Annotated in this window: 14 protein-coding genes; all 14 read right to left on the bottom strand. The window is 33.5% G+C overall.

Annotated features, from left to right (window positions below; all coding sequences use genetic code 11):
- Positions 1-541: 541 nt before the first annotated feature.
- Positions 542-1,438: a ribokinase gene (gene rbsK / locus HYG85_RS14870; RefSeq protein WP_212690326.1), complete on the bottom strand. Its 897-nt coding sequence runs from the start codon at positions 1,436-1,438 to the stop codon at positions 542-544.
- 24 nt (positions 1,439-1,462) lie between these two features.
- The gene (locus tag HYG85_RS14865; protein ID WP_212690325.1) at positions 1,463-2,392 is read right to left on the bottom strand and encodes a nucleoside hydrolase; all 930 of its coding nucleotides are present in this window, start codon (positions 2,390-2,392) and stop codon (positions 1,463-1,465) included.
- 12 nt (positions 2,393-2,404) lie between these two features.
- Entirely contained in the window at positions 2,405-3,337 is a 933-nt protein-coding gene (gene rihA, locus HYG85_RS14860) for a pyrimidine-specific ribonucleoside hydrolase RihA (RefSeq protein ID WP_212690324.1), read from the bottom strand.
- Positions 3,338-3,535: 198 nt separating this feature from the next.
- Positions 3,536-4,477 (bottom strand): ABC transporter permease, encoded by a 942-nt coding sequence (locus tag HYG85_RS14855; RefSeq protein WP_113673625.1) that lies wholly within the window; start codon positions 4,475-4,477, stop codon positions 3,536-3,538.
- 1 nt (position 4,478) lies between these two features.
- A complete protein-coding gene (locus tag HYG85_RS14850) occupies positions 4,479-5,543 on the bottom strand; it encodes an ABC transporter permease (RefSeq protein WP_212690323.1) in 1,065 nt (354 codons plus the stop codon).
- Complete coding sequence (locus HYG85_RS14845) at positions 5,536-7,089, bottom strand: ABC transporter ATP-binding protein (RefSeq protein ID WP_212690322.1); 1,554 nt, start codon at positions 7,087-7,089, stop codon at positions 5,536-5,538. The genes HYG85_RS14850 and HYG85_RS14845 overlap by 8 nt, the downstream gene beginning before the upstream one ends.
- Before the next feature lie 83 nt (positions 7,090-7,172).
- On the bottom strand, positions 7,173-8,336 hold the full coding sequence (locus HYG85_RS14840) for a BMP family ABC transporter substrate-binding protein (protein WP_212690321.1): 1,164 nt from the start codon (positions 8,334-8,336) through the stop codon (positions 7,173-7,175).
- 122 nt (positions 8,337-8,458) lie between these two features.
- Positions 8,459-9,847, bottom strand: a complete 1,389-nt coding sequence (locus tag HYG85_RS14835) for an ADP-ribosylglycohydrolase family protein (RefSeq protein ID WP_212690320.1) — start codon at positions 9,845-9,847, stop codon at positions 8,459-8,461.
- A gap of 42 nt (positions 9,848-9,889) precedes the next feature.
- Entirely contained in the window at positions 9,890-10,576 is a 687-nt protein-coding gene (locus tag HYG85_RS14830) for a Crp/Fnr family transcriptional regulator (protein WP_212690319.1), read from the bottom strand.
- 377 nt (positions 10,577-10,953) lie between these two features.
- Complete coding sequence (locus tag HYG85_RS14825) at positions 10,954-11,376, bottom strand: ACT domain-containing protein (protein WP_113673619.1); 423 nt, start codon at positions 11,374-11,376, stop codon at positions 10,954-10,956.
- Complete coding sequence (locus HYG85_RS14820) at positions 11,373-12,674, bottom strand: phenylacetate--CoA ligase family protein (protein ID WP_113673618.1); 1,302 nt, start codon at positions 12,672-12,674, stop codon at positions 11,373-11,375. Before HYG85_RS14820 ends, HYG85_RS14825 begins: the two co-directional genes overlap by 4 nt.
- A 200-nt stretch (positions 12,675-12,874) precedes the next feature.
- The gene (locus HYG85_RS14815) at positions 12,875-13,447 is read right to left on the bottom strand and encodes an indolepyruvate oxidoreductase subunit beta (RefSeq protein ID WP_113673617.1); all 573 of its coding nucleotides are present in this window, start codon (positions 13,445-13,447) and stop codon (positions 12,875-12,877) included.
- 2 nt (positions 13,448-13,449) lie between these two features.
- Complete coding sequence (gene iorA / locus HYG85_RS14810; protein WP_212690318.1) at positions 13,450-15,186, bottom strand: indolepyruvate ferredoxin oxidoreductase subunit alpha; 1,737 nt, start codon at positions 15,184-15,186, stop codon at positions 13,450-13,452.
- A gap of 180 nt (positions 15,187-15,366) precedes the next feature.
- Positions 15,367-16,662, bottom strand: coding sequence for a phenylacetate--CoA ligase family protein (locus HYG85_RS14805; protein ID WP_212690317.1), 1,296 nt, complete (start codon positions 16,660-16,662; stop codon positions 15,367-15,369).
- Positions 16,663-16,687 lie beyond the last annotated feature (25 nt).

Here is a 16,687-nt window from a genome sequence, read left to right as displayed (position 1 = left end):
TCCTTATATCCAGTGGCTTCTGTAAGGTATTCTAGGTGTTACTTTTCCTTTCCGTTAATCGTCCTGATTAAAGGAAAGGCGTTCACCGTCCATGGTTCACTTGACGTAACACCTAGAATACCTTACCTTCTTATCCCCATTGAAAGATTACAGATATGGCATTTACTAGGCTCTCGGTTATATTTACAAAAGTACCTTGCCACTGTTATATTTCCTATTACCATCTTACTTGATTAATCTAGCCTCAAGCTTCACAGAACGAGCCAAGTAGATGGGGGGATGTGTGCAATAAAGATGTGACTTTTAAAGGAGCCTTAGAAAAGCTTGGTGAGTGGAAGAGGTATTTCCGTTAAGAAGCTTACTTGTTTGACCGCTAGGGAGTTTGTAAGCTTTAGGAAATACCTCTGGAACGAACCTTAGCTTTTCTTAGGCTCCTTTAATCTGAACTACTTTATTGCACCCATCCCTCCATCTACGACCGTCTTGCACTATAATTACCATTAACCTATTTTGCAAATAAATAAAAATAAGTTCTACGTTCCTATTTATTTTTCATAAATGCTTCCACTTCATTCTTAAACGGCAAAGAAGTCTGTGCCCCTAATTTAGTCGTAACCAAAGCTCCCACAGCATTTGAATACTTCAACCCATCCTCTATATCATCTGATTCAATAAGCTTTATCCCTAATGCCGCATTAAAAGCATCTCCCGCCGCAGTACTATCAATAGACTTTACAGTAAACGAACCTGCACTAATTGTATTATCCTTATCAATATACATACTTCCTTGTTCACCAAGTGTCACAACAACACTATTAGCGCCTCTTTCAATTAATTCCATAGCACCTTCTTTAATATCCTCTTTTCCTGATATCTTCTTCAACTCTGTCTCATTAGGTGTAATTATATCTACATACTTGAAAATATCATTAGGAAACTCTTTTGCTGGCGCTGGATTAAATATAACTTTCACGTTATTATCACTAGCTATTTTAACCGCCTTCATAACTACATTAATAGGAATCTCCAATTGAACAAGTATACAGTCCGCTGACATTATCAATGCTTCATTAGCCTCCAGCCATTTCTCATCAATCTTCCCATTGGCTCCTGGATAAACAACAATAGTATTATCACCATTATCCGCAACTGTAATCATTGCTACACCACTTGGTCCCTCTACTACATTTACACCTTCAACATTTATACTTTCTTTTGCAAGATTATCCTTTAGCTGTTCACCAATACTATCATCACCAACAGCTGCAATCATCGTAACTTCTGCACCAAGTCTTGCTGCTGCTACAGCTTGATTAGCACCTTTACCGCCGAATACAGTATTAAAAGACATAGCTGACAATGTTTCCCCCAACTTAGGTAATTCATTGGTTTTTAATACGTAATCCATATTAGTACTACCCACAACAACAATTTTCATATATTTAAACCTCCTTGTTCAGTACTATTCATACTTGCTTATCATAGATTCAAGTATCTCCAAGAACTTCTCATTATCTGACTTTACACCAACATGAATGTTAGGTTTGTTATCTGTAACTCTAAAAACATCTGTAACAGTTTTTCCTCTAGTGATATCACTTTTAAGTTCTACATCCACATAATAATCTTCTGTTTCTAGAACAGAGCTATCAATAAGTGTCGCTGCCGCTAATGGATCATGCATAACTCCACCATTAGGGTTATAAGGACTTTCTCTATCTATTGTATAATCTATTAATTTTGCTACTACCTTAGCTACCTTGTTATTATACTGGTGTATTCTTTTATTTTGTTCTTTTGTAACAATAGTTTCATGAGTGACGTCTAACCCAACCATCACTAAATCTATGCCTGAATCAAATACTATTTTTGCTGCTTCTGGATCAGCATAGATATTGAATTCAGCAGCTGGGGTAGCATTACCTAGATTGACTGCTCCACCCATAAAGACAATACTATCAATCATTTTCTTTAATTGTGGATATTTCAACAATGCTACTGCAATATTAGTTAAAGGTCCAAGAGCTAAAATCTTGAGTCTGCCATCTGCTGCTAATGCTTCTTCATATATAGTATCTATAGCATCTTTTTCATAATAAGGCATTACAGGTTCTGGTAATGTAATATTGCCTAAACCAGAAACACCATGTACAAATTCTGCATTAACTATTTTTCTCACAATAGGATTCTTGACTCCTATTGCAACTTTTACATCTTTTCCTGAGAGCTCTACTATCTTTCGTGCATTATTAGAAGTCTTTTCTATCCCAACATTTCCTCCTACACTTGTAATAGCTCTAGTATCAAATTTTTCACATGCCAAACACATTAGTATGGCGGTTGTATCGTCTGTACCTGGATCTGTATCTATTATAATAGGTATTTTTGTCATTACTTTGCCTCCCTAATTATATTTCTTTAGATTATCATATAACATATCTATAAATTTTTCTCTGTCCAAATCAAAAACAACGTTGACATTTTTTTCTTTTCCACTAGTATCATAATAATCAACAACTGTTGCTCCAACTGTTAGCTCTCCTGATATATCTATCTCAACATTGTGTTTTTCAGTAATGAATATGCTTGGGTCTATGACATATGCTACAGCACAAACATCATGTAATGGCGGACCATCAAAGCCAAAATTAGGGTTCATATGAAATATCCCAAAATAATCAAGGAGTTCAGCTACTAATTTACTGGCTTTATTTCCAATACTTCTAATACGTTCTGTCTCATCTTTAAAAACCTGAGCTTTATGAGTTACATCAAGTCCACACATAGTAACTGGTAATCCTGAACGATAGACTATATCAGCAGCTTCTGGGTCAACAAGTATGTTAAACTCAGCAGCTGGTGTCCAATTACCGCCGAAACATGCTCCACCCATTAATACAATTTCTTCTATGTTGTCTTTAACACTAGGATACGCTAAAAACAGATTAGCTATATTAGTTAAAGGACCTGTTGGTATGAGAGTTACTTTCTCTTTGGATTCATTTATTATTTCATACATTAATTCTATAGCTGATTTTTCACTTTTTTCAAATGATGGCTCAGGTAATTCTGGTCCTTCTAGACCACTTTCACCATGAACTTCTGCTGCTGTTATCAAATCTCTTATAAGAGGTTTAGTTGCCCCTTTTGCAACTTCTTTGTGTATATCTAAATAACTTAATACTCTTAATGCATTATTAATTGTTTTGTCTCCTGTCTGATTTCCTGCAACAGTTGTGATACCTTTTACATCTAGTTTTTCACTTCCAAGAGCAAGTAATAAAGCAATCGCATCATCATGTCCAGGATCGCAATCAATAATTACTGGTTTAGCCATAATTCATCCTCCTACGCATATAGTAATTTTAATATATCTAAACAAGCAAAAAGACTATGTTGAAACTATTTTCGTAAAAACATTAATCTTTTTGCTTATAATTATCATCTTTATACAAAATAAAGCCTATATATTATTATTGAACAAGACTTTATGATCTCCAATCAATAATAATATTAATGGCTTTATTCATTAATTTTATAATTGTTTTATCTTCTGTTTCTTAATCCTTTTAATCTGAGATTGTTTTCTTGATGCATATATAACTAATCCGATTAGTGTTGCAATATATGGAATCATATATATAAATTGTGGTGGCACTCTTAGGGTTTGTAGATTGTTAGCCAATGCATCTGCAAATCCAAAGAATAATGATGTAAGGAATGTTCCAATAGGTGTAGCTCCACCCATTGCTTCTGCTGCCAAAGCGATGAATCCTCTACCAGCTGTCATATTTCTTGTGAAATATGGAAGATATCCCATTGACATATAAGCTCCACCAAATCCTGCAAACATCCCACTTAAAATAAGAGCGATATATTTTATCTTTCTTACACTAATACCTACTGAATCAGCTGCATTAGGATTCTCTCCAACAGCTCTAATCTTAAGTCCTAGTGGTGTTTTGTATAATAAATAGAAAATGAATATTACTGATAATATTGATATATAAGTCAAAGCGTTATGACCTGAAAAAATAGGTCCTATTATTGGAATCTTCTCTATCAAAGGTATATCAATATTAGGTATTACCTTACTTTTCAATCCTGAAGAAACACCTTTGTTGTTAGCAACTAAGAATAGAACAAATACTGTTCCACCAGCTGCCATAAGGTTAAGAGCAATACCTGATAGGATTATATCCGTCTTAAGGTTAAGTGAGAAGTAAGCTAATAGTAAACCTACCAAAGCACCTACAATAACTGCACCTAATAATCCGATCCAAGCACTTTGTGTTGTTGCACTTATAATAACACCTGCTAAAGCCGAAGTTAACATAATACCTTCTAGTGCAATATTGATTACACCAGCTCTATCTGATATAAGCGCACCAAGAGCAGCAAATAGTATAGGAGTCGTTACCCGTAACACAGAATATCCAAATCCAGTAGTAAAAATAATATTAAATAACTCAGCCATATTATTTTACCCCCTTCACGCTTAATTTTTTAGCTTCTTTGTATACTAATTTATGTTTATATTTTGATAAGAAGCTTTCAGCAACTATAAACACAATTATTACACCTTGAATTATGGCAACAACTTCACTTTGTACGTCTGAACCTCTAGACATCAAGTCTGCACCTATTCTAAGATAAGCTAAGAAAATGGCACCTATAGGAACATATAAAGGGTTATTTCTGGCAAGAATAGCAACTATGATACCATCCCATCCATAACCAGGCAACGTCTGCCAAGTAAATCTCCTATATAAACCAAGTACTTCAATAGAACCTCCCATACCAGCAATGAAACCACCAAATACTTGAGAAAGTATTATGACTTTTGCTGTATTGATTCCAGAGTACTCAGCAAATCTTTTGTTTTCACCAGTTATTCTTATTTCATATCCCCATTTAGTTCTATATAGGAAATAGTAGCAAAGAACAACCATGACAGCAACAATTATCAGACCTGCATGAATTCTAGTTCCATCTAGAATAACCATTAGTTTTGCTGTCTTAGGAATTTTGTAAGATGCTATAGCTCCTGAATTAGGATCTCTAAAGTGGTAATTCAATAGATACGCGCCTATAAATAATGCAATATAGTTTAACATCAATGATGATACCAACTCTGTAGCATTCCATCTTACTTTCATAAATGCAGGTATACTAACAACAATCGCTCCAAGAATACCTCCAAATAAAATAGCTACCAATGGATGTGCTACTACAGGCAATGATACTTTTATAGCAACAACCATTGCTGCAACACCACCGATGAAGAAACCACCTTCTGCACCAAGGTTAAATTGTTGAGCCTTGAACATAATACTAACTGCAAGTCCTGTAAACATAAGAGGGATTGCAAGTTCAATAACATTACCAAAGTGTCTAAGACTATCAATAGGTCCTACAACAAATTCTTTTAGGGCTACTCCTGGTTCATTACTTGTTAAAAAGATAATTATCAATGCAACAGCTAGTGCAATCAATATTGCCATACTAGTACGAACAACTTCAAACTTTAGATTTTTACGCATTAATAACTCCCCCAATCTCTTCTGGTGTTTGTTTTTTAACTCCTAACATATATAGACCTAATTCTTCTTCAGTTAATGTACTAGTATCTTCAAAATAAGCTACGATTTCTCCACCATACATTACGATCAAGCTATCACTAAGTTCCATTACTTCATTCAAGTCAGCTGAAATCAGTAATACTGCTGATCCTTCATCCCTAAGTTCAACTAATCTTTTTCTAATGAATTCTGTTGCTCCAACATCTATACCTCTTGTTGGCTGGTTAGCTATAAGAAGTTTTGGTCCTCCTGAAAATTCTCTTGCAACAACTACTTTTTGTATATTACCACCAGAAAGCATTCTGACCTTTTGATTGGCAGAATTACATTTAACTCTATATTCTTTTATAAGCTCAACTGCTCTTTCTTTTATAGTTTTTGTTTTCAATAATACTTTACCGTTATATTCACTGGTATCATACTTATCAGAGATTATGTTCTGTTCAATACTTACATCACCTGCAACACCATATGTCATTCTATCTTCTGGGATATGCGATGTACCAAGTCTTCTTATTTGTTTTATTGTTTTACCAATAACCTCGTTATCAACTATTTTGATGCTACCTGATGTTGGACTTTCCAAGCCTGTTATAGACTCTACTAACTCTCTTTGTCCATTACCTTCTACACCAGCGACACCAAGTATTTCACCTTTTCTAACACTGAATGAAATACCTTTTAGAGCCTTTTTACCTAACTCGTTGACATATACTAAATCTTTTATGTTAAGTATTGATTCTTTTGGTGAAGCTTTTTCTTTTTCTACTCTAAGAACTACATCTCTTCCTACCATCAATCTTGAGATATCTTCTTCAGTTACATCACTTGTGTTATGGACACCCATACTCTTACCATTTCTCATAACTGTAATTCGGTCACATAACTCTTTTACCTCGTTTAATTTGTGTGAGATAAATATTATTGTATGTCCTTTTTCTTTTAATAATTTTAGCTGATTAAAAAGTTCTTTGGTCTCCTGAGGAGTAAGTACTGCTGTGGGCTCATCTAATATTAATATCTTAGCCCCTCTTAGTAGAGCTTTAAGTATTTCAACTTTCTGTTTAATTCCAACTGGTATATCTTCAACTTTTGCTCTTGGGTCAACATGTAGATTATACTTGTTTGATAACTCTTCAGTGGTCTTTATTGCTTTATCCATATCAATAAATAAACCTTTTTTAGGCTCTACACCTAATACCATATTTTCTGCAACTGTTAAAGAAGGAACTAACATAAAGTGCTGATGCACCATACCGATACCATACTCTATGGCAACTGTAGGTGATGTTATGTGAATTTCCTCTCCTCGTAAGGTGATTTTCCCTTCCTCTGGAGTATGAAGTCCAAATAAGATTTTCATCAAAGTTGACTTTCCAGCACCATTTTCTCCACAAATAGCGTGAATCTCTCCTTCTCTAATAGAGAAATCAACTCCATCGTTAGCTACTATACCACTTGGATAAACTTTAGTTATCTTCTCCATTTTAAGTAGTTCGTTTTGCATATTATCACTCCATTAGATTATTATTAAGAAGGTACATTCATTGAAAACAATAAATGCACCATCTAAATTATACTACAAAACTATTATTTAACAGAATTTATATATTCAGTAAGTTCATCTTGTGTCATCTTAAATGCAGTTTTTACTTCAATTTCTCCATCAACGATTTTTTGCTCGACTTCAGCTAATTCTTCCATAATCTCAGCTGAAACATTTGTATTAGTATCAACTATATCAATAGCTTTTTCTTTGAATCCAAGACTTTCTGCTGAACCATATGGTAAAGTTCCTTCTAAATGCATATCTATAGCACGAAGTAAGGATTGGTCAACTCTCTTTAATACTGATGTTAATATTAAATCAGATTTTTCTTTTTCATCTGCAAATAATGCAGCTTGGTCAGAGTCTACACCAATAACATATTTACCAGCTTCTAATGCAGCGTCAATTTGTCCAAGACCAGCTTGTCCAGCAACGTTGAATCCGATATCTACTCCAGCTTGTTTGAATTGAGCAAGACTCATTTCTTTAGCTTTTGCTACATCAGAGAAGTCACCAATGTAAGAACTTGCTACTTTTGTATCTGGGTCTGCATATAATGCTCCTTGGATATATCCAACTAAAAAGTCATTGATTACATTGTTTTCCATACCACCGATGAAACCAATTTTCTTATCAGCATTAATACCTTCCATATCTGAAGTAGTTATTCTTGTAGCAAGAACACCTGCTAAGAATGAACCTTCATTTTGCTTGTAACCGATAGAATATACGTTATCTAAATCATATTCTTCGTAATTAACAGTTGAATCAAAGATAATGTATTTTTTATCTTTGTGATCAACAGCAATGTCTTCTAGATATTCAGACATTTGGTATGTTCCCACAATGATTATATCATAATCTTTGTCAGATACATCTTGTAATGCTGGTTCCCATTTTGTCTCATCATAAGTCATTTCAATAGTTTCAGTTTCTACCTTATCACCATATTTTTGTTGAATAAGGTCCATACCTGCTTTAGAAGAATCAAAGAATGATTTGTCTCCAAGGTTACCATTGATTAATAATACTACTTTTAATGGTCCTTCTGTTTTTGCATCGTCTTTATCATCTGTCTTGTTGTCTTCTGTGTTAGTATCTCCAGTATCTGGAGTCTTAGTGTCGTCTTTCTTTTCTCCGCAGCCAGCTAATAGCATGGATACAGACATTACTAGTGCTAATATTAGGATTAATGATTTTTTCATCATTTATTCCCCCTTTGTTTTTTTGTTATAAATTGCCATATTTTGCAATTTACAAGTTATTATTATACACCATGAAAATATTATTTTCAACCTAAGATATTATTATAAAACACCTTAATTACTTAGGCTTTCAAAGCATTTCTACAACTTTCTACTGTCCATTTTGTCAATTCATTAATGTCGATATTTTCCATACTTCTTACGTACGTTTCGATATTATTGTCAAATGGTTCAGTCCATTTATCAGCGATTTTATCTTTACCAACAATAATTCCTAGAGCTGTCATAATTTGAGCTGCGTTACAATCTACATCTACACCTTCCATAGCAATGATATGAAGGGTTTCGTCATAATCGCCATTTCCAAACCATAGTGCAACAACTTCTGCTGCTGCATTTGGATAAGCATGAATCCAATTATATTTTGCATATTTTTCCTCACATGGTCTCCATGCCTGTTCCCAGTTAGTTGATTTCTCACATTGATCAAGAGCAAATTTAACAACTGAATAATACTCACTTTTGCTTGGAATCATATTGATTACTTCTTTTAATAATAATCTTACGTCTTTTCTTGTGAATGATAATGAAACTAACATAGCGTTGAATATTTCACCAATAATTCCATTGTTATAATGTGAAACTTGTCCATCAAGCCATGCAAGTCTTGCCGCTTCTTTTGGGTTTCCAGGTGCAACCATACCACATATGGCACCTCTCATCTGAGCTCCAATCCATTCACAATAAGGATTACAGAATGTACCACTTTCTGGTGGATATATTCCATAACGAATATTTCTTAGAGCCACTTCTTCTGCTGACCATCCAGCAGGAATAAGACCTATCCACTCATGAGCAATGTCTACTGAATCTACATCACCTCCTTTATCCATGAAAGCTTTGAGAAAAGCCAATTCAAAAGTGATATCATCATTCAATGTATTCGGTTTTCTGACATAATCTCTGATTTCACCAAATACTTTTCTTAGATTATCAGTTGTATAACCTTCAACAGCAGTACCTAAAGCACCACCAACTAATTGTGATTTCCATCCAATAAGAATTTTTTCTTCAAAATCTTTGGAATTTACATCATAGGAATCTTTTACAAAAGTAACATCCTCTTCATATTGTTTCCAAGTTTTGTATATTTTATATTTCCAATAAGAGGATTTTTCATCTTTTATGCATATATTCATTTGATGATATAATTTTGAAGTAAGAGTATGAAGTTTTACCATGTCATTATTATTTAATGCTTCCAAACCCTCTTTTATTATTTCTTCATAACCTTCTACTATATATCCTCTGTTTTCGATGGCTTGTATACCTGCAATGATGACTCTTTCTGGAGCACCTGATCCAGGTACATTACTACCCCAAAGAAGTTTAATCTTGTCATCATCAACTTTACCTATGTCCGCCATTCCATCCCATTGCTGTTCTTCTTCACTTAAGACTACTGGGATTGCTGATTCTATTAACTGTTGTTCCATTTCCCAAGCTTTCATTTTGTCTCTTCCTTTCTGTAAATATATTCCGCTATTATTCTACTACCATATCTCCAAAGTATCAATCATATCTTCATATTGATTTATATCTACATATATTTTACCTTTTTTTACTGTTACTAAACCTTTTTCCTTCAACTTAGTAATATTTCTCCCAACTGTTTTTACGCTCATCCCCAGAATATCTGCTATTTCTTGTCTTTTTTTATTCACATATACTATATTATTATCATTTATTTCATTTTTAACATATTCAATGATAAATCTCTTGATCATATGAATAGCCGGGTAGTAATGAGAATACCCTTGATAACATGATGTATAGCACGACCTAGCAGCTAATCTTTTAGCTAACATAAGAGTTATACCATTATCACTCTCAGTCCATTTGATAAAATCATTTTTTGATATTCTAAAAACTATACAGTCAGTTTTTGCTACATTTGTTACTACAGCTCTTGATTCACCAGCTAATACTTCCATCTCACCTATAAAATCAATGGCTTTATTAGTATCAAATATGTATATACTTCCGTTTGCAAATTCATTTATGACATTTAATTCGCCTTTACATAATATATCGACATATTTTATATCTTCGCCTTTCTTAATAATCGTACTGTTACTTTTATATGTCTTAAGTCTACACCTTTCCTTAATATCCCTTGGCATACCTTCAAGAATTTTTCTCAATTTTGGTTGATATTCCATAAGTTCTTGCAGTAACATATTCAGTTCACTCCATACTAATTATTTAAGAATAAGGTCTATAATATTTTTATTAATAAATACTTACATTATATTAATTTAATTTAATTTTATAAGCACATTTTATTTATAAAATAATGTTAATCCCGTTAGATTAGTTATTATGTTTATTTTATTTAATATTATTTGTAAAAATTAGTATTTAATTCACAATTTCATTAACATCATTATATTAAATTAAATGATCAAATAAAAGGACACATGTCCATTTTCATTATTCTAAATATTATTTTATATTAAGATATTATAATTGCTAAAATGACAAAAAATAAGAACGACTATAAAAGCCGTCAAATATAGACCAAATCATTATTAATTTTATTTTTATATTTATATATTTAATTACATATTTCGCTGGCTCTTGCTAATTCAACATCATTCTCAGTCAATGCCTTTATAGCTTTATTTACCTCAGATACTTTCATAATTACTGAAGCATCACCATTCATAGCATACGCATACATATACTCAATACTCACACCGTTTGTTGCTAATACTTTTACTGCTTTATGTAATGCTCCTGGTTTGTGAGGTATTATTAAACATATGACATCAGTAAGACTAACTGAAAAACCTAATTCCTTTAATAGTTCATGAGCCTTTTCTGGACTGCCTACAATCAATCTTAAGATTCCATACTCTGATGTATCAGCTACACTAAGTGCAGAAATAGTAATATCATTCTCACCAAGTGCTTTCGTCACATCTGATAATCTTCCAGATTTATTTTCTAGAAAAACGCTGAGTTGTTTAATTATCATACCAATTTCCTCCTATCTATAATACGTTTAGCTTTACCTTCACTTCTTTCTATTGTTTTTGGTTCAACTAACTTCACTTTTACACTTATTCCTAGTGTACTTTGTATTTCGTGAGTAATCTTCTTAGTTAAATTCTCTAGTTTGCGGATTTCATCAGAGAAAAAGGCTTCATCTACTTCTACCCATATCTCTAGAGTATCAAGATTATTATGTCTCTCAACAATAAGTAAATAATGAGGTTTGGTTTCACTCATTTCCAGTAGAACACTTTCTATTTGTGATGGGAATACGTTGACACCACGAATAATCAACATATCATCAGAACGTCCTGTACATTTTTGCATTCTGACCATAGTTCTTCCACATTCACATTTATCATAATTAAGTACAGTAAGATCTCTAGTTCTATATCTTAATATAGGTAGAGCTTCCTTTGTGATTGTTGTAAATACTAATTCACCTTCCATACCCATATCTACATTTTCCAATGTATCCGTACTGATTGTCTCAGGAATAAAATGGTCTTCTGCTACGTGCAAACCATTTTGGTAACTACATTCACAAGCTACCCCAGGTCCCATGACCTCACTTAAACCATAGATATCCATAGCTTTAATATGAAGTTTTGCTTCTATTTGCTTTCTCATGTTATTGGTCCATGGTTCAGCTCCAAATATACCAGTTTTCAATTTTAATTTTGCTGGGTCTATTCCTTGTTCTTCCATAGCTTCAGCTAAATAAAGAGCATAAGAAGGTGTACAAGCTATAACAGTACTCTCAAAATCACTCATCAAGTTCAGCTGTTTTTTCGTATTTCCACCAGATATAGGAATAACAGTAGCCCCTACTTTTTCAGCTCCATAATGGATACCTAGTCCACCTGTGAACAAACCATATCCATATGCTATTTGGATTCTATCATTTTTTTCTACTCCAGCACAGTGTAAGGAACGTGCTACAACTTCTGACCAAGATGAAAGATCTCTTCTCGTATAACCTACTACAGTAGGCTTTCCAGTTGTTCCAGAAGAAGCATGTACTCTGACCACATCACTCATAGGAACTGCGAATAAGTTAAATGGATAATTGTCTCTCAAGTCTTGTTTTGTAGTAAATGGTAATTTGGATAAATCTTGTATTCCTTTTATGTCTCCCGGTTCTAAGCCAAGTTCTTGCATCTTTTTTCTATAGAAAGGTACGTTATAATAAACTCTTTCCACTGTTTCGCATAATCTTTTGCTTTGTATTTCTCTAAGTTCATCTCGACTCATGCATTCAATATGTTCATTCCATATCATATTTTTCAGTCCTCCTTGAAGTATTGAATAAGCAGCATATCTACTATTGCAACTTCTTTGTCCTACACTTTAATAAAAACCTACCACAACCATATTATATCATATGTCGTGGTAGGATTATAATTATTTTTTACTATTAATGTTACTAAAATATATAAAAACTTTATATTTCCTGGTTCATTTTTATAATTACTTAATAATTATAGAGCATAACCTGCTTCAAAAGCTTGTACATTTACGTCAATAGTCTTACTTGGTACAGTATGTTTAATTGCTTCTTCCCACTTCTCTTTATCTTCATCCAGATTTTTGGCAAGGAGACCTAATAGAACAGTATTGACTACTCTAAAGTTACCGATCTTTCTTGCTTCACTTAATGCATCAGCAATAATTACTTTGTTATCCGCATCATGTAACTGCTCAAATATATCTTGTGGATAGTCAGCTGCTCCTATAATAACAGGCATAGGATCAATCTCTTGAGCATTAACAATAATCAAACCATCTTTTTTCAAGTAATGACGCCATCTTAGGGCTTCCATCTTTTCAAAAGCAAGTATTATATCTGCTTTTCCTATTTCTACAAGAGGTGAATATACTTTGTCTCCATAACGAATATGTGTAACAACACTTCCACCTCTTTGTGACATTCCATGTACCTCAGATAATTTCACATCATATCCAGAATGTATTGCTAAATTACCTAGTATTCTACTGGTTAAAAGTGTTCCTTGTCCTCCAACACCTACAACTAATATATTCTTTGTTTCCATTATTATTCACCATCCTTTACTATAGCACCGAATTTACATACCTTAGCACATAAACCACAACCACTACATAATGTATCATTAATCATCATCTTGCCATCTTTCTTCTGAATTGCTGGACATCCTAGTTTCATACACATACCACAATTCTTACAAGCATCAACATTTATTCTATAAGGAACTCTCTTTCTCTTCTTATCTAATAACTCACAAGGTGCACTTGCTATAATTACAGAAGGCTCCTCTTTCATTGTTTCCTCTTTTATAGCTAATTCAACTTCTTCTGGTTTGAAAGGATTAACCACTCTTACACTGTTGATACCTACACTATTTGCTAATTGTACAAGGTTGAGTACATGTGTTTCTTCACCCTTCAAAGTCTTTCCAGTAGCTGGATTATCTTGATGTCCTGTCATACCTGTTGTAGAGTTATCAAGGATAATTACAGTTGAGATTCCTTTGTTATATACAATATCTACAAGCCCTGTTATTCCAGAGTGGACAAAAGTTGAATCTCCAATGATTCCAACCCAATCCTTAATAAATTCTTTTCCTCTTGCTTTTTCCATTCCATGTAGCATACCTATACTTGCTCCCATACAAACACAAGTATCTATACCTTCAAGTGGTGGTAGTGCTCCAAGAGTATAACATCCTATATCACCTGTAGCATGTTTTTTAAGTTTATTAAGAATATAATAAACTCCTCTATGTGGACATCCTGGACACATAACTGGTGGTCTTACTGGTAATTGTTTTGGAGTATCAAGATTCAAATTATGTTCGCTAATCTTTTCTTCTATAAGATTGGCACTGTATTCACCTTGAACTGTAAATATCTCTTTACCAATTACTTTGATTCCCCATGATTTTATTTGTTCTTCAAATATTGGTTCTAATTCTTCAACTATGTATAGTGTATCAACTTTACTTGCAAACTCTTCAATTAATTTTTTTGGAATTGGATGTACCATACCAAGTTTTAGAACAGATGCATTTGGTAATGCTTCTTTCACATATTGGTAAGGAACTCCACTAGTTATTACTCCAACTGAAGTATCATTCATTTCCACTTTGTTATATTTAAATGTATTACAGTCTTCTGCAATCTGATTCATTCTCTTTTCAACAACAACATGCTTAACTCTTGCCATACCTGGCATCATTACATTTTTCTTGAAGTCTTTTGTATATTCTTTGATTGGAACATCTACTCTATCATAAAGATCTACAAGACTTTGTGAATGTGAAATACGAGTTGTAAGTCTTATAAAAACTGGTGTATCGTATTTCTCACTTAGTTCAAAAGCTTCTTTTACGTATTCTTTAGCTTCATTACTATCAGAAGGTTCAAGCATTGGTATATGAGCAGATCTAGCATAATAGCGGGTATCCTGTTCATTTTGTGAACTGTGCATACCTGGATCATCTGCAGCAAGTATTACTAAACCTCCATTAATCCCAGTGTATGATGCAGTAAATAATGGGTCTGCAGCTACGTTGACTCCAACATGCTTCATAGCTACCATTGTCCTTGCACCACTAAAAGAAGCACCGACACCTACTTCTAAAGCAACTTTTTCATTAGGTGACCACTGAGCATAGATCTCATCATATTTTGCAACGAACTCAGTAATTTCTGTACTTGGTGTTCCTGGATATGCTACTGCAACAGTAGCACCTGCCTCATAAGCTCCTCTGGCAACAGCTTCATTACCAAGCATAAGTTTCTTATCTGCCATTGTTAATATCAATCCTTTCATTTCAATTTAAAGTTATATTGAATATAGTGTTCATTCAATACAGGTTATCTTTTTATAAGGTAATTATTGGAACATTCACCTTATATGTTAGAGAGTTAGAATACATTCAATCATTATCATATATCTATTCTAACAGTTGTTTCCCTTTTAGTCCATCCTCTAATTTCTATTATCTATAACTCTTTTTGCTTTACCTTCAAATCTCTTCAAAGTATAAGGCTCTACTAGATTTATCTTAGCATCTATTCCCAAAACGGTTTTTAGATTATGTCTGATTGTCAACTGCAGTTTGTCAAGATTACCATATGAATCCAAGAGACTAGTATCTTCTAATTCAACATTTATTTCAATTTTATCCAAATAACCTTTTCTATTAACTATAATTTCATAATGTGGTCCAATTTCTTTTGTATTCAGCAATACTTCCTCTATCTGAGAAGGAAATACGTTGACACCTCTGATTATCAGCATATCATCTGTTCTTCCTTCAATCTTAGCCATTCTTACTAAAGTTCTTCCACAATCACATTTTTCATACATGAGTCTTGTGATATCCTTAGTTCTATATCTAATTAGTGGAAGTGCTTCTTTTGAGACAGTCGTTATTACTAATTCGCCTTTTTCTCCTGGTGGTAATACTTTACCAGTGCTTGGGTCAATTATTTCTGGAATAAAATGGTCTTCATTGATATGTAATCCTTTCAAAGCTTCACATTCTCCTGCAACACCAGGTCCTATCAATTCACTCATTCCATAATTTTCAGTTGCAAACATACCCCAGCCTTTTTGGATCTGTTCTCTCATAGCTTCTGTGGAACCTTCTCCACCAAAAAGTCCTAGTTTAACATCTAACTCATTGACTGGGTCAATACCCATTTTTTTAGCTACCTCCATGATATGTAGAGCATAGGATGGTGTACTAACCAATAATGTTGTACCAAAATCCTTCATAAGCATGATTTGTTTTTCAGTGTTTCCACTAGAAGTTGGTACTACCATTGCACCAATTCTCTCCAAACCATAGTGAAGTCCAAAAGCTCCTGTAAATAACCCATAACCAAAAGCAATCTGTGCAACATCAGTAGAATCTGCTCCTGCCATTGTTACAATCCTTGCTATCAATTCAGTCCAAGTATTAAGGTCTTTTCTGGTATATCCAACAACAGTTGGTTTTCCAGTTGTTCCAGATGATGCGTGAACTCTGACAATCTCTTTTTTGGGAACAGTAAATAGACCGAAAGGATAGTTATTCCTAAGGTCATCTTTTACAGTGAATGGCAAGTCAGACAAGTCATCAAGAGATTTGACATCTTCTGGTTTCATACCTGCCTCATCCATCTTAGCCTTATAATAAGGAACCTTATCGTAGATTCTCTTAACTGTTTCCTGTAATCTATCTAATTGAATTTTTTCTATTTCTTCCCTGTTGAGTGTTTCTTCTTTCGACCAAATCATTTTCCCATTTCCTTTCAACCTTATA

This window comes from Vallitalea guaymasensis (assembly GCF_018141425.1).
Taxonomy (GTDB): Bacteria; Bacillota; Clostridia; order Lachnospirales; family Vallitaleaceae; genus Vallitalea; species Vallitalea guaymasensis.
The sequence above is the reverse complement of the archived record's forward strand: the minus strand, read 5'-3'. Positions and strand labels throughout refer to the sequence as shown.